Origin of the sequence: Nocardioides terrae, from assembly GCF_900112345.1 — a bacterium.
Classification (GTDB): domain Bacteria; phylum Actinomycetota; class Actinomycetes; order Propionibacteriales; family Nocardioidaceae; genus Nocardioides; species Nocardioides terrae.
The window spans coordinates 1-22,451 of record NZ_FOLB01000015.1; the positions used below are offsets into that span (position 1 = coordinate 1).

Here is a 22,451-nt window from a genome sequence, read left to right on the forward strand (position 1 = left end):
CCGGTTCGGTTGACGGTGCGGACGGGAGGACCGATCCAGCATCCCGGCTGGCCCTTCGGCCTCGTAGCGATCAGCCCACTTCTTCGCGGTCTTCCACGACACGTCGAAGCGCTCGGCGGCGCGCGGGATCTTCCAGCCCCCGTCAACGATGAGTCGGGCCATCTTGAGGCGGGCGCGAGGGGTCAGGGCGGCGTTGGCATGAGTAGCGTGGGACACGAAGGCCTCCTTTGGTGGCGGAGCGGTTTCTCAACAGCTCCACTCCACACCGGGGAGGCCTTCACCCACCTACACCTCAGATCGTGTCGTCACACGATCTCGACCAACGTGCCTGGGCATCACACCTAGTCGGACGAGTGGCGACCCGTCGCCTGGGAGGAGGTCAGCCCGATGTCGGTCCTGGTCGTCGCACCCGGCGACCCGCGGTTACGGTTGAGTTCCACCGCGATGACGGCGCCGCCGAGGCGTCTGCACCACATCCTCCGATCAGACCCGAGGTCGACATGCCGGCGAGCCGCTCCGCTCGTGAGAGGAAGGCCGCCGCTGAGGCAGGCGACCTCGCCAACGTGAAGATCGACGTGGGCGGCGACGGCCAGTTCGTCTACAAGATCAGCTGCCGCGAGTGCACCGTGAAGGCCGATCGGAATTGGTCGGCCTATCGCCCCGGCGAGGACAACGGATTCATGGCGGCCATGGATCGATGGATCTTCCACCTGAAGGAGAAGCACCCGAACGCCGACGCCCCCTGCCTGGCGTACCTGGAGGCCGCGCAGCAGCGCCTCCACGCTCGACGTGAGCAGCGGGAGAGCTGACCCTGACCGCTGACAGCGCAATGCTGGATCAGCTCGACGTGCCCGCTAGTGCCACGGACTTCAGCGCGTCCGTGGCGAGACCGCGCGCGACTCAGAAGCCGGGGAAGATCCGGTGCAGGTCGTCGAGACCGACGCCGCCGCTGACGCTCACGCCGTCCGTGTAGGGCTCCTTGAGCCGGCCGTTGAGCAGGCGGACGAACGCACCGGCCGGGCCGTCGAGGGTCGCCGTCGGTGCTGCCACGGCGCCGTCGAGCGAGACCTGCTCGGTGAGCACCAGCGTCGCGTCGACCGCGGGCACAGCCACGGTGACCTCAGCCTCGGGGCGCTCCTTCGCGAGCCAGCCGAGCAGGAAGGCGACCGGTCCCTGGAAGAGCTCAACCAGTGCCTGCGCCGACTCCCCCGCGATCTCGGCCGCGGGATCGAGAGCGACCCGGACGTCCCAGGAGTGGTTGGCGACCTCGTTGAGCCGCATGCCGAGCGCCGTGACGAGCGGCACCGGCTCCGGCAGGAAGCCGAGGTCGACGAGGAGCCCTGCCCGCTGCTCAGCGGTCAGCGCCTCGACGGTCTCCAGCCAACGACCGTTGGACTCGACGAACCCGCTCGCCTGGTCCTCAGGGCTCGCGGCGTCCCAGCGAGCCCAGATCGCCTGGTTGGGCTCGGCCTCGACCGGCTCGCCCGCAGCCCGCGCGATGGGTGCTCGACCGATCTCTGCACCGCTGCCGAGGTGCGAAAGCACCTGGGCGACGGTCCACTCGTCCGCCCCGCTCGGGCCCGTCAACCGGCCGGACTCCAGGTCGGCCACCAGCGCGACCAGGACGTCGTGCTCGGCACGGAGGACGTTGACGACGCGGTCGAGGAGTTCAGTCATGTCCTGAGCAACCTGACACCGTGACCAGATGTTCCGCCCCCGCGTTCCCACTGCCCGAGCGGCGACGAGCGCGAGAGTGAGCGTCCAGCGGAACGTTGCACCCCCTACCGGATTCGAACCGGCGCTACCGCCGTGAAAGGGCGGAGCCCATGCCGGCCGTTTGCGCAGGTCAGAGGCACCTCCATCGAAGCCGGCGCGGAGACGTCGACACGCATTAGGCACGTCCGACGGGGAGGTCGAAACCGCTTCAGGGGCCGGACTGGCGCCGCCCTACTGTGAGGGGTTGTTCCGCCAGGCGGCCACGCTGCGGAGGCCCCAACTAAGCCTCGTCCTCGCTTCCTCGGCGAACCGGTAGGCAACGGGCCGTACAAAACTGCCCCCGACATGCACGGTGACAGTGTGGACACCGCGCACCCCGTGCGGGTACGGCGCCGCGGCAGTTTCGTCCTGCCAGTCGCCGCTAACCGCGCGACACCGCACCCGGAGCCGATGACGCCCGGGCACTGCGTGCCAAGGAAGCGACCATGGCCGCCACGCTTCAGGGCCCAGGTCGACGCCTAGGTCAGCGTCCAGCCATGGCCCGTCGTCGACTTGCACCTGCACCGCATCGACACCAGCGGGCGAAGCCCACGCATAGCCGTGGGCGACCTCTTCGCCCGCATCGACTCGATCGTGGTCGCTGGGGACGTCGATGCGGGCGGACGGATGCACCGGGTATGTGCCGTCGAGCCAGCCCCGCTTGCCCCAGTACGACAATGGTGCCGTGCTCGTCACGGTGAGGCGCCGGATCCACTTCGTCTGACCGTCCTGGCCGGTGCGTCCCGGCACCAGCAGCCTGGCCGGGCTGCCGTGCTCGCGCGGCAACGGCTGGCCGGCCATCCCGACCGCCAGGAACGCCCGCTCCCGCGCTTCCGCCAGCGGCAACACGTTGGAGTAACCGTCGACCGCCTCGACCACGAGCCAGCCCTGGTCGGCCGGAGCACCGGCTCGGTCCAGCAAGTCCGCGATTCTAATTCCGGTCCAGCGTGCACAGCCCATCCGGTCACCACCAACTGGGTTGTGCACGCAGATCATGAGCATGTCCCGCTCCTCCAGGGGCAGCGCTAGGAGCTCGGGCAACGTTAGAGCGAACGGCGCTGCGACCTCGCCGTCCACTTGCAGCTGCCAAGCGTCGAGGTCGACCCGGGGCTCGGGGACGGTGATGTCGATGACCGGGAACTGGTCGGGCTCGAATAGCAGCGGTGCGACACCTCGCGGTCGGGTCACCTCGCCAGAAGTCAACGGCGACAGTGGCCGTGCCGGCTTGGGGAGCTTCGCTCGCGTCCGGAGTTGGTCGGCGGCGCCGCGGCGAGAACGCCGGTCAGCGACGACCGCCGCAACACCTGCAGCCGCGACAGTGGCCAGCGCAAACCGCGGTGCCGGCTTCACCGGCGCGATGGCCGCCGAGGCTACGAAGACTCCGGCGGCAGTCGCCGCGGCTGTGCCCGACGTTGAGGCGTCACCGTGCCGCAAGGCCAGCAGCCCGCCAAGCGCATGCGGGAACGTGGAAGTAGCGACACCCAGCACAGCGCTGCGGGAGGCGACGGCGGCACCGACTGCCGCGGCCGCGGCGTTGGCGCTGGTCGCGATCACAACGAGGCCAGGCTTGTCGGCTTGCCCGACCAGGGCGACGCCGCCGTCAACAAGCATCGCGGGCGAGACATCGACCATGCCGCGCGCGAGTCCCGAGGCCGGTGACCGGCCACGGCGGCTTACGGAGGCGGCGATCTCACCGGCAGCGGTCGCGAGCAATCCGGCCCAGATGCCGATGCGGGGGTCCGTTGCAAGACGGTCCTTGGTCATCTCTGTCTCCCTCCCAAAGCAGGTGCCCGCATGATGCGCCCGCCGACAGTCTGTCCGCATCGCGCAGATGGGGGTGCGAACGGTTATCAGGGCGCGTCGTGTGTATGCAAGATGCGTTGAAACATGACGTGGTCCTGGCAAGCGCCGGCGATGAACAGGTATTGCGGGGCACGGCCGTACTCGGTGAACCCGCATCGGCGGAGCACGACGCAGGCGCCGCACACACCAGGCAGGCTCGGTGCCCACCTGACCGGAGGCTCCTACCTTCACCGCCCACAGCTGGTCCCTAACAGAACGGACCGAGTCACGCGGCCAGATCGACCTCTAGACGTCGCCTCAGCCCAGCGGCACGCTCTGCCTGCGCGGCGACCATCAGCCCTGCCGCCACGAATATGCCGGCTAAAAGTGCCCACCCCGCAAGTCCGTGCTGAACCGCGGTGACGGTGACGACCACCGGTGCTGCCATTCCGCCGAGCGCATATCCGGTCTGCGACACGCCTTGGTACGCACCGGCGTTCGCCGGGTCGGCCAGTTCAAACGCCAACCCCCACCCGCCGGCCTCGCACCACACCTCTGCCGAAGAGATGAACAGCTCGGCCACGATCAGCAGCACCACGCTCACTCCCACGCCGACATCCCCGGCAGCCGCGAGCACAAGACATCCGGCAGAGAGCACAAGGGTTCCGCGTCGAACGGTCTGCCCTGCGCGTCGGAGGTCGTGGGTGCCCCGTGACGCTCGCACCTGGAACAGCGCGACGAAGGCGGTGTTTACCACCATCAGGACTGAGACCATCGCTGCGGGCGCGTCGGTCGACCGAGTGATCCACAGCGGTAGTGCCACGGTCTGGATGCCGAAGTGCATCGCAACCACCGAGTTGAGCGCCGCAATAGACAGGTATGTCCGGTCACGAAGCGGTGAGCGGACGGTCCTATCAGCGTTTCCCCGTCTGTCGCCTGCCTGCAACGCCACGGCAAGCCCAGATACTCGGCCGCGCAGGCCGAACAGCGGAATGGTGGCCGCGGCGGCCAGGAAGGCGGTGGCTGCCACCGTGCTCCGGTATGCGGAGGCTGTGTCGAGAGTCAAGGCGATCGCTGCTAGGCAGGTTCCGAGGCCGATCGACACGTTGGTGACAACCCGGAGTTGGGCACGAACCTTCACCCGATCCTCGCCGGTGAACCATCGAGCCTGCAGCGCGCCTGTAGCAACCCGCTGCAGACGCTGAGCCCCGACCGCAGCGCAGGCGACAGCAACGAATGCCCCCGCCGAGTTCACGAACGTGAAGGCGAGGAGGGCCAGGGCCTGCATAACGTTGGCACCCAGCTGAACCCGGTCAGCACCGAGTCGGTCGGCCAAGCGCCCTCCCAGATAGGAGGTGGCCACACCGACAGCTCCCGCCACCGTCAGGCCGGTCCCGACGATGCCCGCCCCCAGCCCGACGACACGCGTGAAGTAGAGGACGCTCACGCTGATGAACAGTCCGGTAGAGAGGGCCGCAGGTACCGTCGCCAAAGCCAGGGCGCGGTAGACGGGTTCAGCGGGAAAGACGCGTTTGATCACGAGACTGTTCTGCCAGCCCCAGCACAGGGGTCGCCACAGATGTAGCGTTCCGCTTCATGATCGAGTACGACCTCGCAGGGACTGATCTCGGCGACGTGCGGTTCGCGATCTCCCCCTTGGGCGAGGCCACGCTGTCGCTCCGGACACTCCGGGACCCGGGCAGGTACCCGCTGATGTTGCCGTGGGTGCGGCGGACCATGGCAGCACGATCCGAGCTGGACGCTGAGATGCTTTTCGCCCTCACCAACGAGAGGTTCTGGGTCCTGGACTTCCTCACACCCCATCCACGATCACCGCTGACGCGCTTCGAGGACGAACTAGACGCGGCCGCGCGGACACGGCCGGAGACGATGCTCGCCGACATCGCCAGCGTCCACCCCGATCCCAACGCGGTGCCCTCACCTCTGCGTGGCTCGCCGGAGCAGGTGATGGGGAGGATCACGGCGGCGCTGGCCGACTATTGGGCGGCATGTTTTGAGCCATGGTGGCCGCGGATGCGGGCGCTCCTCGAGGCCGACATCGTCTACCGCGGGCGCCTCCTGGCGTCCGCGGGGTTGCATGGCTTGTTCGCCGACTTCGCTCCGGCGCTCAGTCTCCGCGGCAACGTCGTGCGGGTCGCGACACGGACCCCGATCGGTTACCGGCACACGACTACGGGCACGGGGCTGACCTTGGCGCCGTCCATGTTTGTACGGAGCGCCTCGGCGCCCATCTCGCCCGATGCGCCACCGTTGGTGATGTACGCCGCTCGAGGAGTTGCCGCTCTCTTCGAGAGCGAAGTTTCGAGCGGCCCAGACGCGCTGATGGCACTGATCGGCCGTTCCCGGACTCAACTCCTGGTTGCCCTGCACGCGCCGGCATCCTCGACGGAACTGGCGGTCCGACTCGGCGTGACAGCTTCGGCGATCAACCAACACCTGCGAGCCTTGCGCGACGCGGGTTTGCTCACGTCCGCCCGACACGGGCGATCGGTGCTCTACCTGCGCAGCGAACTTGGAGATGACCTGCTCGCGGCGGCCGGCGCAGAACGACTCGAACCATGATCGTCCCACCATGGTCCAGCACTAGCAGGGCAGCGGTTTCGCCCTGTGCCGGCCAGGGTCGAGTCGCAGCAGCCCTTCAGGACATGAGTTGCGACAAAGTCGGCACTCAGCAAGCGCCCGACGCATCCATGTTCAGAAGGGCCTGGGAGCGATCGAATTCGCTCGCGCGGGAACGGCGAGCGCCGGGCGCAGCTTGTCATCGTGCACTTCGGCGTCGAGCCTGACGCGGAATCCCTGCGCCGGCGGCGTGCGGTCGGCCAGGTGGTCGTCGCCAGAGCAGCGCCGCTGTCGACGAGCACCGCGGGCGAAACGTCGACCATGCGCGCGGGAGCCCGCACGGCCGTGACCGGCCCCGCAGGTCCCCGAGGCGGTGAGCTCGCGGCGCCGGTGGCGAGCAACCCGGCCGAGATGCCGGCGTGGGCGCCGGCCGCGAGACGATCCTTTATCCCACGGGTCTCCCCTAAGCCAAAAGGCGGGTGCCTCGAATGATGCAGTCGGCGACGGTGCGCCGGCATCTCGCAGAGTGAAGTCCGCTCGTTCTCAGGGCGCATCCCGGGTGTGCAAGATGCGCTGGAACATGACGTGGTCTTGCCAGGCGCCGGCGATGAACAGGTACTGCGGGGCGCGGCCGTACTCAGTGAACCCGCAGCGGCGGAGCACGATCCGGGAGGGTTCGTTGTCCGCGAGCGTGCCGGCCTCGAGCCGGTGCAAACCGAGGCCGGTGGCGCGCTGGACTGCGAACCGGACGGCGGCGGTGGCGACGCCACGTCCAGTGTGGCGGTGGTCCACCCAGTAGCCCAGCGAGGCGTTTTGGAAGACGCCGCGGGCGATGTTGGTCAGGTTCACGCGGCCGACCACCTCGCCGTCGTGCCAGATGAGCCAAGGGTCCTGCTGCCCGGCGTTGGCGGCGGCAAGCTTAGCTTCGGCGTCGGCGCGCTGCACGGCCTCGGTGAAGAACTCGGGACGTCGCGTCGGCTCCCAGGGCGCGAGGTGCTCGCGGTTGCGCGCGTAGGCATCCGCGATTGCGGCCGCGTCGCTGATGGACAGCGGTCGCGCATTGTAGCCGGGGAGCAGGTCCACTACCGTCGTCGCTTCTGCGGAGGGGTCCGCACCGCCAGGCGGGTCGGGGGTCATCGACGCTGATTCCTTCCTTGTGAGTCGCGAGGATGATCAGCTGAGCGCGGCGTCCACGGCGGCGGCAGCGTGCAGAGCGGTGGTGGCCAACAGCGGTACGGGGCTGTCGTCGGGCTGGATGAGCAGCTCGATCTCGGTGCAACCCAGGATGACACCGTCTGCTCCCCGCGCGATCAGGTCGTCGATGACCGCGCGCATTCGTCGGCGGGAGTCGTCGGTGACGATGCCACGGCACAATTCGTCGTAGATGATCCGGTGCACAAGCTCTCGGCCCTCGCTGTCGGGGACGAGTGTCTCGAGGCCATGCGTGCCGAGCCGGTCGCGGTAGAACGCCTGCCCCATGGTGAAGCCGGTGGCGAGCAACCCCAATCGGTGAAGCCCGTGGCTCCGCGCGGCTTCTGCGGTGATGTCGATGATGTGGAGCAGAGGGATGTCGACGCTCGCCTCGATCGCGGGGGCGACCTTGTGCATCGTGTTCGTGCAGAGCACCAGCAGGTCAGCGCCAGCTGCCTCGAGCGTTCTAGCCTTCTCGGCGAGAATGTCGCCGGCTGCCTCCCACCGGCCCTCGTCTTGAAGGCGTGCGATGAGTGCGAAGTCGACCGACGCGAGCAGGCAATCCGCCGAGTGCAGACCGCCGAGCCGTTCGGCAACGCCCTGGTTGATGAGCTGGTAGTAGAGCGCCGTGCTCTCCCAGCTCATGCCGCCGATCAGGCCGAGGCGCTTCATCGGCTGGCCCTGTCAGCGCTGATCTGGCCGCCGGAGCGGAGCGATTGCCGAACCAGCCGACGGCGCCGCTCGTCGTCGGCGACGCGGAGTCGGCGGGCGATCTCGTAACGGGCGACCTCCGTGTGCGCCGGATACATGGTGCTCATAACGGGCTCTCCTCGGTTCTCATTCTTCCCAGCTCCTTGATGGCCGGCAGCGGAGCTCCATCGTGTTCCCCGCGTCGCCGAGGTGGCGCCGGGAAAATCGCCAGGATCAGAGCGAGGCCCCCCGCCAGTGGGCAGTCCGGCAGTAGCGAGGTACCTCGCGAGTTATGCGCATGGCCGGTCCCTCACCGCTCGGTCTGTTGTGCCGGTCGCGGTTGAGGATCGTGGCTGTGCTGTGGGTCGGCGACGAAGATCTTCTCGTACATGTCGTAGACCACCCACGCCTTGGCGTTGTTGTAGAGCATCGCATCCTCGAAGCCGTGAGCAGCGACTCGCCGCTTCACAGCGGCGTAGCGCTCGCGGTCCTGGCCGTGGGTCAAGAGCCAGTCGCGGAACATCACGTGGCGCCGAGGCTCCCGCGCCCCTGGCCCGAACACATGCAGGTTCGTCGGAGGCTGGTGTCCGCGCAGCATGCGGTGCTCCTCCCAGTCCGGTTCGCGGACCCGGAGCTGGAAGCCCACACGCTCGAGATCGGGCAGCCAATCATGCTCGGCTGCGGGGCTCGCCACGGTGAGGTCGATGTCGATGACCGGCTTCGCCCATAGGCCGGGCACGGCTGTGGAGCCGACATGCTCAAGGGCGATAACTCGGACGCCGAGCGCGTCGACGATTCGGTCACGTACGGTCGCGTACCAACCGGCCCATGCCGGGTCGGGCGGCACCACCTCGACCGGTGCGGGAGCCGCAGCACGGGCGTGGACCCGAGCGGCCCGAATCTCCGCCTCCGACGGGATTTCGAACCGGTTCCATAAAGGATGGGTCGGCACAGCTGCCCCTAGGCAGCCATGGACGGCGAGATGCGGAACCTGAGGCGACTGGTCGAGCGGCGAGCCATCCGACGGCGGCTCTCGTCGTCAGCGGCGCGGAGACGGCGGGTGACCTCGTGGCGGGCAGCTTCGGGACACATCAGATAGGTGGCGGTCATGACGGCTCCGTGAATCTCTCGTTTCCGGCTCCTTCGGGCCGGGAATGGAGCTCCATCGTCTCCCTCGGGCGATGGGATCGGCACCGGGCAAATCGCCAGGTTGCGTTGTGCCCCTGCACCGGATGAATTCGGCAGGTCGGGCGGTCACGCAGGGTCTGACGTCATTGCCACGAGCTCGGTGCGTGATGTGATGCCGAGCTTGGTGTAGATGTTGCGCAGGTGGAAGTCGACGGTGCGGGGGCTGACGAACAGCCGTCCGGCGACGTCCTTGTTCGACAAGCCCTGGCGCACGAGCGCGGCGATCTGCGCCTCAGACGGGGTCAGCTCGGTCGCCACGAGATCGTTGCCGCGGCGTGCGGTCTCGCCTGATGCCCGCAGCTCTTGCCGGGCCCGGTCGGCCCACAAGGTGGCGCCCAGGCTCTCGAACGTCTCCAGCGCCTCTCGTAAGGGCACCCGCGCATCGGTGCGTCTACGGTGCCGGCGCAGGTATTCGCCGAACGCTAGCTGCGTTCGTGCCTTCGCCGGCAACCTCGAGGAGCGGGCGTGCCAGTCCAGCGCCTGACGGAAGTGCTCCTCAGCATCGGCGCCACCGAGGATCGCTTCGCAGTGGTGGACCGCGGCCCACGCCCATGCCATCCCACTGCCGTCAGCGAACGTGCGCAGCTCTTCGAGCGACTTCTCAGTCAGGTCACGCCGGTCGGCGCGGACCGCGGTCTCGATCCGGTCTATGGCGGACAGCCAGCGGGCGGCCGGCAGCTTGATCTGCTCGAGGTGATGGAGGGCCCTGGCGGGTGCGACGCCTGCCTGTCGTGCCGCGGCCCAATGGCTGAGGCCGATGACGAGCCCAGCGATCGTCCCGTGCGGCGGGTGCTGCTCGAGCGCTTGCTCCAGCGCCTGGAGGCGCTGCGGCGCCTGCGGGTCACCACGGAGGGCCGCGATCACGGCGAGCTGCGCAAGCGGGAAGGTGATCAGCTCGTCGAGCGCAAGGTTGCGGTCTAGCAGCACCGCCTCCTCGGCGTAGGAGGCGGCATCGGCCCACGCGCCCGTTGCGATTCGAGACACGGCACCGCGGGTGAGGGCGTGCTCGATCATGTTGACGGCGCTAGCGTCGCGGGCCCGCTGCAGTTGCAGGTCGTGCAGGGCGATGGCGCGGTCGTCGTCGCCGAGGTGCATGGTGGCGATGGCGAGGTTGTGGTGCAGCATCGGTGGCGCATCCGGTCCAATCGGGGTGTCCCACGCGCGCCGGAACGCGTCGGCGGCCGTAGCCCACTCGTCACGGAGCACCGCTGAAAACCCCTGGAGGAGCCAACCGGCGACTCGTTGCTCCGGACCGGCGTCGGCTCCGGGGGGCGAGGTGATGGTGGCGGGGTCCGGAGCGTCCACGGACCGGGCACCAAAGGAGGCGAGAGCGGCTGCGAGCATCGCGAGGATCCGGGCTCGTTCGGGGTCATGTGGAGCGGCGGTGCTGGCGGCCTGGCACACGATCCGGTAGCCGTCGTCCAGGGACCCGGTGTTCCACTCGATTTGGCCCTGGAGAAGCAGGATGTCCGATCGGAGCAACGGGTCGATGGCGTCGACTAGGGCGGTGCGGGCGAGCCGGTCGCCGTCGGCGGGTTGGCCGGCGGCGACGCTGGCGCCCGCCGCAGCGAACAGCCGGACTGCACGTTCCTGCGGGTCGACGGTGAGCTCGGCGGCACGGGTCCACGCGGAGGACGCGGCCTCGTGCCCGCCGCGTCGACGTGCCCGCTCAGCGGCATCGTCCAGTGCGGCGACGACCGCTTCGTCGGGGCCGTCCACGGAGGCCGCCAGATGCCAGGCGCGCCGGTCTTCGTCGGGGGTGCCGGCGAGCGCGTCGGCGAGCGCGCGGTGTGCTTGACGCCGGCGGCCGCTGGTGGCGGCGCCGTAGATCGCGGAGCGGACCAGCGGGTGGCGCAGGGTGAGGACACCGCCGTCGCCAACGTTGAGCAGTCCGGACTCCTCGGCCGCGTCGAGAGCCTCCGGACCGACACCGATGCGGGCAGCTGCGCGGGTGAGCGTGACGACCCGTCCGGAGTCGTCGGCGGCCGCGAGGAGCAGCAGGGTCTGTGCCGCCTCGGGCAGGCGCCGGTACCGGTCTAGGAAGGCGCGCTCGACGCCGGCGGTCAACGGCAACCGCTCAGGCAGCGGTTCGGCCCCCGAGAGCTGGGCTTGGCTTAGCGCCCGGGTGAGCTCCACCAGTCCGAGCGGGTTGCCGCCGGTGGCCTCGAGGAGTTCGGCGCGGACCCCTTCGGCGACCGGGGTGTCGACCTGGTCGGCGATGAGCGCCACGGCCGCAGTCTCGTCGACTCCCCCGACGCTGAGGAGCGTGAGGTCACGGGGGTCGAACTGTCCGGTCTCGTTGTCGCGGACCGCGAAAATGATCGCAATCGGCTCACCCTCAAGGCGGCGTCCAGCGAACTGCAGCGCGGCCGCGGAGGCGTCGTCGAGCCAGTGCGCGTCGTCCACGACCGCCAGGACAGGCTCGCCCTCGGCCACGGCCGACAGCAGGTTCAACGTGCCGAGGAAGACCAGGTGGCGGTCGCCGACGTCGTCGCTGCTCTCGCCGAACGCGGCGCGGAGTGCGTCGGCCTGCCGGGTTGGGATGCGGTCAAGGTGGCTCAGTGTGGGGCGCAGTAGCCGGTGCAGCGCTGCGAACGGCAGCGGAGCCTCCGACTCCACACCTCGGGTGCGCAGCACCACCATGCCGTCGGTGGTGGCGATGGTGTGCTCGAGCAGCGCTGACTTTCCCACGCCGGGCTGGCCCTGCAGCAGGAGCGCGGACCCGTGGCCGGATCTTGCTCGGTCCACCACGTCGGCGAGCGCGGCTTGTTCGCGCTCCCTCCCTCGCAGCACCTCGGTCATACCGGACACGCCCTCCCCGATTGACACGTCGGTCAGCCTAGTGAGGGCGCGGGACGCGGTGGTCGAGATCGCGCCAACTTCCCCACCAGTTCGCGACACGGCGTGAAGACGGCAGGTTTGCTGGGTTCGCGAGTCCGAAAAGGAAGGTGCCTGCTCACCAGGTCGGCCGCCGCCAGGTGGAGGACTTATCTCCATCCACCGCACCCCGGCTGGTGTGCGGGCTTCCGGCGGAGCGCGAAGCGGTGGTCATCCTCGGACTGGGCAGCCGGTGGTGCGCAGCACGGCGAGGACCTCGGCGCGGTCGACCGGCGCTTCCGCAGTCACGAGCAGCACCCGAGCGGGGATGTCCAGCTCGCAGCCGCTAATCCCGGGCATCGCGCCGATCCGCGCGCGGACGTCGTCGGCGATATGGACGCAGAAGGCGCCGTCGAGGGTGAACACGGTGGGGCCCACGAAGGTTCGTGGCGTTCCTCGCATCATCGGGTCCTCCGTGGGAACTGAGCGGTGCTGGGGGCGGGGTTCTTGGAGTGAACGGATCGGGTCCAGACGGTGGCGTCGGTGGTGGTGGCACCGGCCTGGTAACGCGTTGGCTCGCCGGTAGGCTGGTAACCGAGCGCGGCCCAGAATGGCTCGGCCTCGGCTGCGTTGGAGCCGACGATCGCGGCACGAAGTGTTGTGACTTCGGTCCAGTCGGCAACGCGCGCCAGGAGCAGGTCGTGGGCGCGCCGACCGACGCCTTGTCGCTTGCCTGACGCGCGGACCTGCAGCAGTCCGATGTGGACCGACACGGGGTTGGGCCAGCCGCGCAGGACGTCGATGACCGCGACTAGCCCGTCTTCACCGAACGCGCCAAGGACGACCTTCTGGTCCGGGGGCAGGCCCGGCGGCCGACCGACTAGGAGGTCGGCGGCGGCGTTGGGCTGCGGTGCCTCGCCGGTCACCCGCATGGTGTAGCCGGGGTCTGCCTCAAGCAGCTCCTGGAGGGCGGGAAGGTCACGAGCGGTCAGCCGTCGCAGACGTAGCGGGCCATTCATGACCAAGCTCCGTGAACGTGCAGCGCCGACAGCACCTTGGAGGTGAGGTTCCGCAGCTGGCGGGCGTCCTCGTTGGGCGGGTTGCTGAAGCCGTGGTTGTGGCCGGTGGACGGGGTGACCGTTGTCTCCGTGGCGGCCGTGACTGCCGCGGGGGCACGGGCGACGCTAAGTGTCATGAGGGCCGCTGCGGAAGTAGCGGCGAGCGGGATTCGCATGAGGGTGTTCCTGGTTCTGTGAAACGCGGGAGCCCGGGAAGCTGGGAGGGCCGGGACCTCGGGGGCGGCGGGTCGTTCAGGTCGGTTAGGAGCGGGCGTCGAGGTAGGCCCGGTAGGCGTGCGGCTGCCACGACGCGACGATCTTGGTGCGCAGCGTGGCGCCGAGGCGCCGGTAGAACCGGTGACCGGCGTCGTTGTCTTCTCGTACGCCCCAGGTGACGAGAAGGTCGCTTTCGGCGGCGAACTCGGCCAGGGCGGCCATCAACCGCCCGCCGATCCCGCGGTCCCTCGCCTTGGCGCGGACGTAGAGGTCGTCCATCGCGAAGATGTCCTCGCCGACCCAAAGGTTGAGCTGACGGATGCCGCTGACGTAGCCGACCGGCTGCTCGCCCACGTAGGCGATCAGCACCACGACTGCGGGGTGAGCGAGCATCCGCCGCCAAGCCTCGGTGGAGGCCTGGACCGCGTGTGCGGAGTTCTCGTGGGTGGCGAGCTCGACCAGCATGGTGCGTACGACAGTGGCGTCCTCGACGCCGGCGGCGCCGGACGGTGACCGTGGTGCTGGTGCTGGTGCCGGTGGTGGTGCTGGTCTCAGCGTCGGTGGTCGGGGGCGCGCTCAGGCTGATGGTGGTGTCGGGCTTCTCAACCATGACTCTCCTATGTGGTTTGGCCTGGGCGGTAGGCCGGGCGTGGGGGTCTCGGGGGGTGTCGGTCGCGTAAGCCGACTGAGGTCAACCCTCGCGGCGGCCGGCCGGACTGGCACCGGCTGAATCACCGGGATCGGCGCCTTTGCTGCGACGGAAGCGCTGCGGTTAGCCGCTCAGGTTGTGGCCGCGAAAGCGGTCAGCCAGGAGTTGGTCGACGGTGACAACCGTGGCGAACTCACCGTGCAGGTTGGTGGCTGTTGCCTGAGCGAGCTGGTCAGCGGTCAACACCGTTCCATCGGGCCCTTCGCGGTCGAAGGTATGAGTGGCGTCGAGCGCGAAGAACACCCGGTAGCCGAGGTTGCCGCCGACTCGAGCCGTCGTCTCGCAGCAGTGGTTGGTCGTGATGCCACAGATGACGATCCCTTCGATCTCAGCGGCCGACAGCCAGGCGTGCAGGTCTGGGTGCCCGTGGAAGGCGGAGTTGACCTGCTTGGTGACCAGGAGGTCCGGTTCAGCCTGGAGGTAGGGCTTGAGCCGATTGCCTGGGTTGCTCGGATGCATCAGCGAGCCAGGGTCCTCGGAGTCGTGGCGGACGTAGACCAGCGGCGCCTTCCGTTCGAGCCAGGCGGTGACGAGGCGTTCGATGTTGTCGTCGCAGTCGGGGTTGTTCCGCGGGCCCAACCGCTGGTCGTCGAACGCGACCTGGGCGTCGACCACGACGAGCGCATACCGGGTCGGGTCGGCGCCGCCACGGCCGGCGCGGCCCGCGTGATCTGGGTGGCTCTCGGCGTTTTCGGGCAGGAGCTCAAAGTTGTTGTCAGTGGTGCTCATCCGGGTGCCTTTCTGATGGTTGGGGTCATTCGTCCGGTTCACTGGTCGGCGCGGAAGTTGCGGCCGCGTCGGCTGCCCAGTTCGAAGTAGTGGCGGAACACATACATGAGGGGACGCCATCCGTCGGTGTCGACGTATTGGGTGCCGGGGACGACTAAATCCGTAGCGACGTGCACGCGGACCACGTGAGCCTCCACGATCGCGAAGTCGTCGTCGGCGGGCTCGTGGATGGCCGCGACGGTCGCCTCCAGGTGTACCGGGAACTCGGCGACGCGGGCCGGAGTCACCAGGTCGCTCGGCGCGCAGGTAAGTCCTGCTGCGGTGAACTTGTCCGGCTCGTACCGGTACTGCTCCCGCTTTCCGGGCGGGACGGGGCTGCGGCCGGTCAACGGCGCGAGGCGTTCCACGGCAGGTTGGTGCTCGGCGGCGGGCAAGTTGATGACGCAAGAGCGTTCGCGGGCCAGGTTGGGCAGCGTCTGGCCGCTGGTTCCGATTCCGAGCACAACGGTGCGGCCGAGGTACCAGGACGAGGAGATTGGTGCGATGTTGGTGGTGCCGTCCGGGTTCAGGCTGCTGATCACCGAGACCGGTGTGCCGAAGTAGAGAACCTTGGGTTCGAGCACGGTGTGGGTGAGCGGCGTGCTGGACAAGCTCTGGGACCTCCGTTGCTGTGCGAAGTGGTGTGGGCGGGGGTGGGGCGTCGGTGGTGACTCTTGGGTGACTGTTGGCGCAGAAGCCGACGTAGCTCTGGACTAGGTGGCTGTCGGCGTAGCTCGAGTCGCCTATGGCTGCCACCAGTCGCCGGGCGGCGGATCGGCTGGGGCCGCGGCGGACGGCGCCACAGGGCCGTGGTGGGCGCGCGCGCGATCGCTGCGTGGGGTTCGGCGTCGCCGAGTCGTGCCGGACCTCCTCTCCTGTCCGTCCTCAAGTCGCGCTGATGGCGTCGAGCACGTCGAGCCGTCCGGCCCGGCGGGCGGGGATGGCGGCCGCGACGAGCCCGGTGACGCCACCGAGCACCAGTCCGAGCACCAGCTGCGGCACCGGAACGGCGGTCGCGACGAGACCCTGGTCGTGCATCACCGTGGTGAGGGCCAGGCCCAGGACGGTGCCGAGGGCGATGCCGAGCGCGGCGCCGTAGAGCGAGATCACGACCGCCTCGAGCCGGACCATGCGGCGCACGTGGCGCCGGTCCATGCCGAGGGCGCGGAGGAGACCGAGCTCCCGGGTCCGTTCGATCACCGACAGCACCAGGGTGTTGACCACCCCGAGGACCGCGATGAGCACCGACAGGGCGAGCAGGGCGTTGATCAGTGTGAGCAGCTGGTCGATGCCGGCGCGCTTGTCCTGCTTGTAGCCCTCGGCGTCCCGTAACTGCACGACCGGGTACTCGTCAACGACCCGGTCCAGCGCCTTGTGGACGTCGGTCGCGTCAGCGGACCGATCGAGGGTGATGTAGACGTTCTGGTCGAGCGGGACGCCGCCGGTCGCCTGGTAGGTGTCCATCGCGATCACGTACGGGCCCAGCCCGTTGTCGTCGCCGTACAACCCGGCGACCTTCAGTTGGCGGCTCTGCCCGTTCGCGACCTCGAACCTCACCGAGTCACCGACCGAGAGCCCGGCCCGATCGGCTTCCTTCGCCGAGACGAGGATCGTGCCCGCAGCCAGGCCGTTGAGCTTCCCGTCGGTCATGTCGATGGCGAGCGCGTCGCCCACGAGGGCGGGGTCGTAGGCGGAGAAGTAGCCCTGGTGGCCGTCGATCTCGGCGGTGCCGTACCGCTCGACGGCGACGGACTCCACGCCGTCGATGTGGCGGACCCGGTCGGCGACCTGGGGCGTGAACGGCTGTCCCATGGCCGCGGAGACCACGTAGTCGGCGCGAAGCACGTCGTCGACGGTCCGGTCGATGGAGGCCCGTGCGGAGGTGCCGAGGATGCCGAACCCGGTCACCAGCGCCAGCCCGATCATCAGCGCCGAGGACGTCGCGGCGGTGCGGCGGGGGTTGCGCAGCGCGTTCTCCTTCGCCAGGCGGCCGGTGGTGCCGGCCAACTGTGGAAGGAAGGCTCCGACGCCGTGGACGAACGGGACCGCGAGCACCGGGCTGAGCACGATGACCGCGACGAGGAGGCCGAGGGCGCCGACCGCGACGAGCGGTAGCGTCCCGCCGGCGGCGCCACCGGCGAGGCCGGCTGCGGACAGTGCGGCGACGACGACGCCTGAGATAGTGCGAACCCGCAGCGGGCGCGGAGTGGTGACGAGGTCGGCGCGCATCGCGGCGACCGGGGGGACCTTCGCCGCGCGGCGCGCCGGCAGGTACGCGGCTACCAGCGTGACTGCGCTGCCGATCAGGTAGGACCAGGCGACGGTGGCGCCGGTCAACGTAAGTCCACTGTCGATGGTGAGTCCGAACCGGCCGAACATGCCCTTCAGCCCGAAGGCGAGGGCGTAACCGCCGCCGAGCCCGACGGTGGCGCCGACCAGGCCGAGCACGACCGCCTCGATCAGCACAGTTCGGGTGACCTGGCGGCGGCTGGCGCCGAGCGCTCGGAGCAGCGCGAGCTCGCGGGTGCGCTGCGCCACCAGCATCGAGAACGTGTTCAAGATCAGGAAGCTGCCGACGAAAAGGGCGACGCCGGCGAAGACGAGCAGGAAGGTGTTGATGAACTTCAGCGAATCCTCGAGGGAGGCGGCCCGATCGGCGGCCTTCTGCTCCTTAGTGCTGACCTGGTAACCGGCGCCGAGCTCGGCGGTGAGGTGGTCGGCGAGTTCGGTGTGGCTCATGCCGTCCGCGGCGGTGACGCCGATCTCGCTGAAGCGCCCCTTGGCGAGGAGCAGCCGTTGTGCGGTCGCGGTGTCGAACGCGGTCATCGACGCGCCGGCCAGCCCGCCGTCCTGCCCGTACCGGAAGGTTCCGACGAGCGTGGCTTGCAGGCGCGGCCCAGGGGTGAGCACGGTGACGTGGTCGCCGACGTGGTAGCCGAGGTCGTCGGCGGTGCCGGTGTCGATCGCGACCTCGTCGGAGGAGGTCGGTGCCTGGCCGGCGACGAGGGTGGCGGAGTTCAGCTCCGGGTTTGTGGTCCAGCTGATCCCCATGCCGGGTGCGCCGCCGGTGTCAGCGACGTGACCGTTGGTGTCGAGGACGTAGACGCCGTCGGCCTGGACGTAGCCGGTGGCGGCGCTGACCCCGTCGACGGCGACGACCTTCTCGACCAGGGAGGCGGGCAGGGAGGCGCTAGCGGAGTTCATGTCCATGCCGGCCATGCCGGTGTTGAAGGCTGCCTTGGGTTCGACGCTGACGTCGGCGGCGGCGCCCTTGAAGATGCCGGTGAAGGTGTTGTTCAGCGCATCGGTGAAGGTCAACGTGCCGGCGACGAACGCGACGCCGAGGACGACGGCGAGCCCACTCATCACCAGGCGCGCCTTGTGTGCGAGCAGGTTGCGGATCGCGGTGCGCAGCATCACGCGGCTCCATCCCGGTCGTGGCCGCCCATGCTGCCGCGGGTGGTGGTCGGTTCGGTGCGGTCGAAGGCCTTCATGCGCTCGAGGACGCGGTCGGCCGTGGGGGCGTCGATCTCGTCGACGATGCGGCCGTCGGCGAGGAAAACGACGCGGTCGGCGTAGGCCGCGGCGACCGGGTCGTGGGTGACCATCACGATCGTCTGGCCCAGGGTGCGGGCCGAGGACTGGAGGAAGGCGAGGATCTCGGCGCCGGTGCGGGAGTCGAGATTGCCGGTGGGCTCGTCGGCGAACACGATGTCCGGGCGGCTGGCCAGCGCCCGGGCGCAGGCGACGCGCTGCTGCTGGCCACCGGAAAGCTCAGCGGGCCGGTGCGAGAGCCGGGGCCGGAGCCCGACGGTGTCGATGACCTGGTCGAGCCACGCCTGGCCGGGCTTGCGGCCGGCGATGTCCATGGGGAGGGTGATGTTCTCCAGCGCGGACAGGGTGGGGATCAGGTTGAACGCCTGGAAGATGAACCCGATCCGGTCCCGGCGGAGCCTGGTCAGTCCCTTGTCGCCCAGGCCGCTCAGCTCCACGTCGCCGATCCAGGACTGCCCGGACGTCGGGGCGTCGAGGCCCGCCATGACGTGCATCAAGGTCGACTTCCCGGATCCTGAGGGGCCCATGATGGCGGTGAACTGGCCGGGGTGGAACTCCACCGAGACGCCGTCGAGCGCCGTGACCCGGGCCTCGCCGTCGCCGTAGACCTTGGTCAGCGCCTCGCTGCGCGCGGCCGGGCGGCCATCGCCGGTGGCTGCTGTCGTTGTGCCGGTGGAGAGGTGGGTGCGGTCGTTTCGCTCGAGTGTGGACACGGTGTCCTCCTGGCTGGTGGGTGGGGTGCCGGGGCTTGCTGGGATGTTCGGCTTCGGCTGTTAGCCGGCGTTCGCCGTGACGACCTCCGGCGCGGGTTGGTCGTGGTCGGCCACGTGGACGACGAACGGGGCGGTGATGACCGTCCCGTCACCGAGCCGGAACTGCGCCCAGAGCCGGTAGGCGCCAGGCCGGTCGAAGTTCACGTGCAGATCCAGCTCGGGGCCGAACGTCGTGCCGGGCAGGGCAAAGACCGGGCGGCCCTGATCGTCGAAGGTCTCGGCGTGCCGGTGCGCGAACGTCGACCCGTCGGCGCGCATCACGACCACGTGCCCGGCTGCGCCGAGGTAGGGCTGCAGGTCGTCGACCGGTCGGCCGGCGATGTCGGTGAACCGGAGCGTGAAGTCGCTGGTCTCGCCGAGGTGCGCCTGTCCGTCGAGCGTGACCCGGACGCCTTGGCCGGTGGAGCTACGGACGTCGGCGGTCGGCATGGTGGCCGGCGCCGGGGTTGAGCCAGCGATGGTGATCCGGTGCGTGTCGAGCACGTCGGTCATCTGGCCCTGGCGGCGGAACTCGGTGTGCACGGTGTAGGCGCCGGTTGTGGGGAAGGTCGCCTCAACCGTGTACGTGCCGGGGGTGTCAGTGGGTTTGGGGTGGATGTGGGCGAAGGTTCCGAGGTCGTCGCGGGTGATGATCATGTGCATCCACACCTGGTGAGTGCGGACGAGGTCGCCGATGCCCTCCCCGGTAGCGGCATCGCGGATCGCGATGAAGACAGTGACCCGCCTTCCGGGCTTCACCGGGGCGGCGGTGACGATCTCCACGTCGAGGCCGGCGTCGTGGGTGCTGATCGCAGACACGTCGGTCTCCTCCATCGTGCTCATGGCGGGCCGCATCGGCATGCCCATGCCCTCGGACCACGCGAGGGTGCCGTTCATGCCGCGCTCGGCCCGGTCGGTGCGCGAGAGCCAGGTGAAGCCCGCGCCGAGAGCGAGGGCGACGACGGCGATCGCGGCCAGATAGGACCAGCGGCCGATGCGGGCCGCGAGCGTCTGGGTGTCGGCGCCGGGGCGGAAGCGGCGGAGCCTCAGGGCGTTGGTGACGACGCTGACCGAGCTCATCGCCATCGCGGCGCTGGCCAGGACCGGGTCGAGCAAGAGTTGGTCCCACCAGTACAGAGCGCCGGCGGCGACCGGGACGAGCAGGACATTGTAGGCGAACGCCCACGCGAGGCCCTGCTTGATGGTGAGCACGGTCTCGCGGGACAGTTCGATCGCGTTCACCAGACCTTTGAGGTCGCCGCCGACGAGCGTGATGTCGGACGCGGCGATGGCGACGTCGGTGCCGGTGCCGATCGCGACCCCGAGGTCAGCCCGCGCGAGCGCGGGAGCGTCGTTGATGCCGTCGCCGGCGACCGCGACGACGTGCCCGGCGGCCTGAAGCTCGGCGACCCGGTCGGCCTTCTCGCCCGGGAGGACCTCGGCGAGCACGTGGTCGATCCCGACCTCGGCGGCCACCGCCCGGGCGGTGCCCACGTTGTCGCCGGTCAGCATCCACACCTCCAGGCCCAGTCCCTTCAGAGCGGCGACGGCCTCGGCGGACGTCGACTTGACCGGGTCGGCGACCTCGATCAAGCCAGCGGTAGTGGCGTCGACGGCGACGTACATCGGCGTGCGGGCCTGGGAGGCGGACCGGTGGGCGGCCGCGACGAGCGCGGTGACATCGATGCCGTGGCGGCCCATCAGTGTGGCATTGCCGACCAGCAACTGGCGTCCATCGACATCGGCGGTGATGCCGTGGCCAGGGATCGCCTCAAAGCCGGTCGCCGGCGGCAGCGGCAGGCCACGGTCGCGGGCGGCGGTGACGATGGCCTCGCCTACCGGGTGCTCACTGCCGAGCTCGGCGGCAGCGACCAAGGCGAGCAGCTCGTCCACGGACCAGCCACCGAGGGCGGAGATCCCCACGACCTCGGGGCGGCCGGAGGTGATGGTGCCGGTCTTGTCCAGGGCGACGGCGGTGATCCGGCGCGCGGTCTCGAGGGCCTGGCCGTCGCCGATGAGGATCCCGAGCTCGGCGGCCTTGCCGGTCCCGACCATGACGGCGGTCGGAGTCGCCAGACCCAGGGCACACGGGCAGGCGATGATGAGGACGGCGATCGCGGTGCCGACGGCGTTGACCAGGGCGTCTTGCTCTGGGCCGAAGAACAGCCAGGCGGTGAACGTGAGCGCGGCGGCGACGAGCACGCCCGGGACGAACCAGGTCGAGACCCGGTCGGCGAGCCGCTGCATGGGAGCCTGCGCGCCCTGGGCTTCCTCGACCAGGCGGATGATCTGCGCGAGCGTGGTGTCCTCGCCGACCGCGGTGACCTGCACCAGCAGACTGCCGGTCCGGTTCAGCGTGGAGCCGATGACCTCCAGGCCGGGGCGCTTGGCAACCGGCGCGCTCTCGCCGGTCAGCATTGACTCGTCCACGGCTGAGGAGCCCTCGAAGACGACGCCGTCGACGGGGACCTTCTCACCGGGGCGGACCCGGACGACGTCACCAACGGCGACCTGATCGATAGGCACGTCGACCTCGGCCCCGTCACGGACGACACGGGCGGTCGTGGGCGCCAGCCCGACCAGGGCCTTGATGGAGCCGGCGGTGCGCTTCTTGGCTTTCAGCTCCAGCCAGCGACCCATCAGCACGAGGGCGATGACGACCAGCGCGGTCTCGAAGTACAAGTGCAGCGGGAGCCCCCAGGCTTGGGCCTTCCCGGGCCACAGCGTGACGAACGCGCTGTAGCCGTAGGCGACGCCGGTGCCGAGCGCGACCAGGGTGTCCATGGTGGTGGCACGGTTGCGGGCCGCGGCCCAGGCGTGGCGGTAGATGTCGCCACCCGCCCAGACCTGGACAGCGGTGGCGATCACCATGATCAGCGGCATCAGCCAGTCCATGGTGTCCAAGTGCAGCGGCAGGTACATGACGCCCATCAGGGAGAGGCCCGCGACGAGGGTGACGCGCCAGCGGCGGGCCAGGCGGGCGATCTCGCGGTCGCGGCGGGCGTCGAGGTCGTCAACGGGCGAGATCTCCGTGGCGGTGGGCTCAGTGGCGTCCGAGGTCCGGGTCGGCTTCGGGGTGGCCGTGTAGCCGACCCGGACGACGGCGGCGGTCAGGTCGGTGACCGGCGCCAGCGCGGGGTCATGGGTGACGGTGGCGGTCTCGGTAGCGAGGTTGACTGAGGCCGCGGCCACACCCTCGACGCGGTTCAGCGCCTTGGTGACCCGCCCGACGCAGGAGGCGCAGGTCATGCCCTCGATGGTCAGGGTGGTCTCGACCTCGACCTCGGCGCCGGTCGCCGTGGGTGCGGTGGTCACGGTCGGGGTGGTGGTCGCGGTCATCTCGGTCTCCTCGATGCGGGGTTGCGGTGGGAGGTGTGCTGCGGGGAGGGG

Annotated in this window: 18 protein-coding genes and 1 tRNA gene; 2 read left to right on the plus strand and 17 right to left on the minus strand. The window is 69.6% G+C overall.

Translation table 11 applies throughout. From position 1 onward, the window contains the following. A partial coding sequence (locus BM236_RS16760; RefSeq protein ID WP_139230138.1) for a helix-turn-helix domain-containing protein occupies positions 1–216 on the minus strand: 216 nt, incomplete at its 3' end. Between the two features lie 284 nt (positions 217–500). On the opposite strand from BM236_RS16760, the gene BM236_RS16765 reads away from it, so the two are divergent. Beyond that, positions 501–809, plus strand: a complete 309-nt coding sequence (locus BM236_RS16765; RefSeq protein ID WP_091126196.1) for a hypothetical protein — start codon at positions 501–503, stop codon at positions 807–809. Positions 810–900: 91 nt separating this feature from the next. Here BM236_RS16765 and BM236_RS16770 read toward each other — a convergent pair whose 3' ends face one another. From BM236_RS16770 to BM236_RS16780, 4 genes are all read right to left on the minus strand, one after another. After that, complete coding sequence (locus BM236_RS16770; protein WP_091126199.1) at positions 901–1,677, minus strand: maleylpyruvate isomerase family mycothiol-dependent enzyme; 777 nt, start codon at positions 1,675–1,677, stop codon at positions 901–903. Positions 1,678–1,775: 98 nt separating this feature from the next. Continuing rightward, a tRNA-Glu gene (locus BM236_RS19090) sits at positions 1,776–1,847 on the minus strand. Positions 1,848–1,947: 100 nt separating this feature from the next. Beyond that, entirely contained in the window at positions 1,948–3,519 is a 1,572-nt protein-coding gene (locus tag BM236_RS19095) for a molybdopterin-dependent oxidoreductase (protein WP_175507721.1), read from the minus strand. Between the two features lie 304 nt (positions 3,520–3,823). After that, positions 3,824–5,077, minus strand: coding sequence for an MFS transporter (locus tag BM236_RS16780; RefSeq protein ID WP_175507722.1), 1,254 nt, complete (start codon positions 5,075–5,077; stop codon positions 3,824–3,826). A 56-nt stretch (positions 5,078–5,133) separates the two neighbouring features. Between BM236_RS16780 and BM236_RS16785 the strand changes: the two genes are divergently transcribed. Then, positions 5,134–6,120: an ArsR/SmtB family transcription factor gene (locus BM236_RS16785; RefSeq protein ID WP_091126205.1), complete on the plus strand. Its 987-nt coding sequence runs from the start codon at positions 5,134–5,136 to the stop codon at positions 6,118–6,120. A gap of 540 nt (positions 6,121–6,660) precedes the next feature. Here BM236_RS16785 and BM236_RS16790 read toward each other — a convergent pair. The 12 genes from BM236_RS16790 to BM236_RS16850 form a co-directional block, all read right to left on the minus strand. Then, positions 6,661–7,254: a GNAT family N-acetyltransferase gene (locus BM236_RS16790; RefSeq protein ID WP_091126206.1), complete on the minus strand. Its 594-nt coding sequence runs from the start codon at positions 7,252–7,254 to the stop codon at positions 6,661–6,663. 36 nt (positions 7,255–7,290) lie between these two features. Further along, a complete protein-coding gene (locus tag BM236_RS16795) occupies positions 7,291–7,980 on the minus strand; it encodes an aspartate/glutamate racemase family protein (RefSeq protein WP_091126209.1) in 690 nt (229 codons plus the stop codon). A 328-nt stretch (positions 7,981–8,308) separates the two neighbouring features. After that, positions 8,309–8,950, minus strand: coding sequence for a GrpB family protein (locus BM236_RS16800; protein ID WP_217645387.1), 642 nt, complete (start codon positions 8,948–8,950; stop codon positions 8,309–8,311). 302 nt (positions 8,951–9,252) lie between these two features. Further along, complete coding sequence (locus tag BM236_RS16805; RefSeq protein WP_091126210.1) at positions 9,253–12,183, minus strand: helix-turn-helix transcriptional regulator; 2,931 nt, start codon at positions 12,181–12,183, stop codon at positions 9,253–9,255. Between the two features lie 51 nt (positions 12,184–12,234). Further along, positions 12,235–12,429 carry a heavy-metal-associated domain-containing protein gene (locus tag BM236_RS16810; protein ID WP_139230140.1) on the minus strand — a complete coding sequence of 65 codons (195 nt, stop codon included), beginning with the start codon at positions 12,427–12,429 and terminating at the stop codon, positions 12,235–12,237. Positions 12,430–12,464: 35 nt separating this feature from the next. Beyond that, a complete protein-coding gene (locus BM236_RS16815) occupies positions 12,465–13,022 on the minus strand; it encodes a GNAT family protein (protein ID WP_139230141.1) in 558 nt (185 codons plus the stop codon). 300 nt (positions 13,023–13,322) lie between these two features. Then, positions 13,323–13,742, minus strand: coding sequence for a GNAT family N-acetyltransferase (locus BM236_RS16825; protein ID WP_091126219.1), 420 nt, complete (start codon positions 13,740–13,742; stop codon positions 13,323–13,325). Positions 13,743–14,049: 307 nt separating this feature from the next. Next, positions 14,050–14,757, minus strand: a complete 708-nt coding sequence (locus BM236_RS16830; protein ID WP_217645388.1) for a cysteine hydrolase family protein — start codon at positions 14,755–14,757, stop codon at positions 14,050–14,052. Then, positions 14,754–15,365, minus strand: coding sequence for a flavin reductase family protein (locus tag BM236_RS16835; RefSeq protein ID WP_091126225.1), 612 nt, complete (start codon positions 15,363–15,365; stop codon positions 14,754–14,756). Before BM236_RS16835 ends, BM236_RS16830 begins: the two co-directional genes overlap by 4 nt. Before the next feature lie 274 nt (positions 15,366–15,639). Beyond that, a complete protein-coding gene (locus BM236_RS16840) occupies positions 15,640–18,171 on the minus strand; it encodes an ABC transporter permease (RefSeq protein WP_091126227.1) in 2,532 nt (843 codons plus the stop codon). Further along, entirely contained in the window at positions 18,171–18,926 is a 756-nt protein-coding gene (locus tag BM236_RS16845) for an ABC transporter ATP-binding protein (protein WP_245750398.1), read from the minus strand. The genes BM236_RS16840 and BM236_RS16845 overlap by 1 nt, the downstream gene beginning before the upstream one ends. Before the next feature lie 156 nt (positions 18,927–19,082). Continuing rightward, positions 19,083–22,400: a heavy metal translocating P-type ATPase gene (locus tag BM236_RS16850; RefSeq protein ID WP_091126231.1), complete on the minus strand. Its 3,318-nt coding sequence runs from the start codon at positions 22,398–22,400 to the stop codon at positions 19,083–19,085. Positions 22,401–22,451: the final 51 nt, after the last annotated feature.

Excerpts from the sequence above, each read along its gene's own strand:
- BM236_RS16765 (WP_091126196.1), top strand. The coding sequence starts at position 501 with ATGCCGGCGAGCCGCTCCGCTCGTGAGAGGAAGGCCGCCGCTGAGGCA.
- BM236_RS16770 (WP_091126199.1), bottom strand. The coding sequence starts at position 1,677 with ATGACTGAACTCCTCGACCGCGTCGTCAACGTCCTCCGTGCCGAGCAC.
- BM236_RS19095 (WP_175507721.1), bottom strand. The coding sequence starts at position 3,519 with ATGACCAAGGACCGTCTTGCAACGGACCCCCGCATCGGCATCTGGGCC.
- BM236_RS16785 (WP_091126205.1), top strand. The coding sequence starts at position 5,134 with ATGATCGAGTACGACCTCGCAGGGACTGATCTCGGCGACGTGCGGTTC.
- BM236_RS16790 (WP_091126206.1), bottom strand. The coding sequence starts at position 7,254 with ATGACCCCCGACCCGCCTGGCGGTGCGGACCCCTCCGCAGAAGCGACG.
- BM236_RS16795 (WP_091126209.1), bottom strand. The coding sequence starts at position 7,980 with ATGAAGCGCCTCGGCCTGATCGGCGGCATGAGCTGGGAGAGCACGGCG.
- BM236_RS16805 (WP_091126210.1), bottom strand. The coding sequence starts at position 12,183 with ATGGAGATAAGTCCTCCACCTGGCGGCGGCCGACCTGGTGAGCAGGCA.
- BM236_RS16815 (WP_139230141.1), bottom strand. The coding sequence starts at position 13,022 with ATGAATGGCCCGCTACGTCTGCGACGGCTGACCGCTCGTGACCTTCCC.
- BM236_RS16825 (WP_091126219.1), bottom strand. The coding sequence starts at position 13,742 with ATGCTGGTCGAGCTCGCCACCCACGAGAACTCCGCACACGCGGTCCAG.
- BM236_RS16840 (WP_091126227.1), bottom strand. The coding sequence starts at position 18,171 with ATGCTGCGCACCGCGATCCGCAACCTGCTCGCACACAAGGCGCGCCTG.
- BM236_RS16850 (WP_091126231.1), bottom strand. The coding sequence starts at position 22,400 with ATGACCGCGACCACCACCCCGACCGTGACCACCGCACCCACGGCGACC.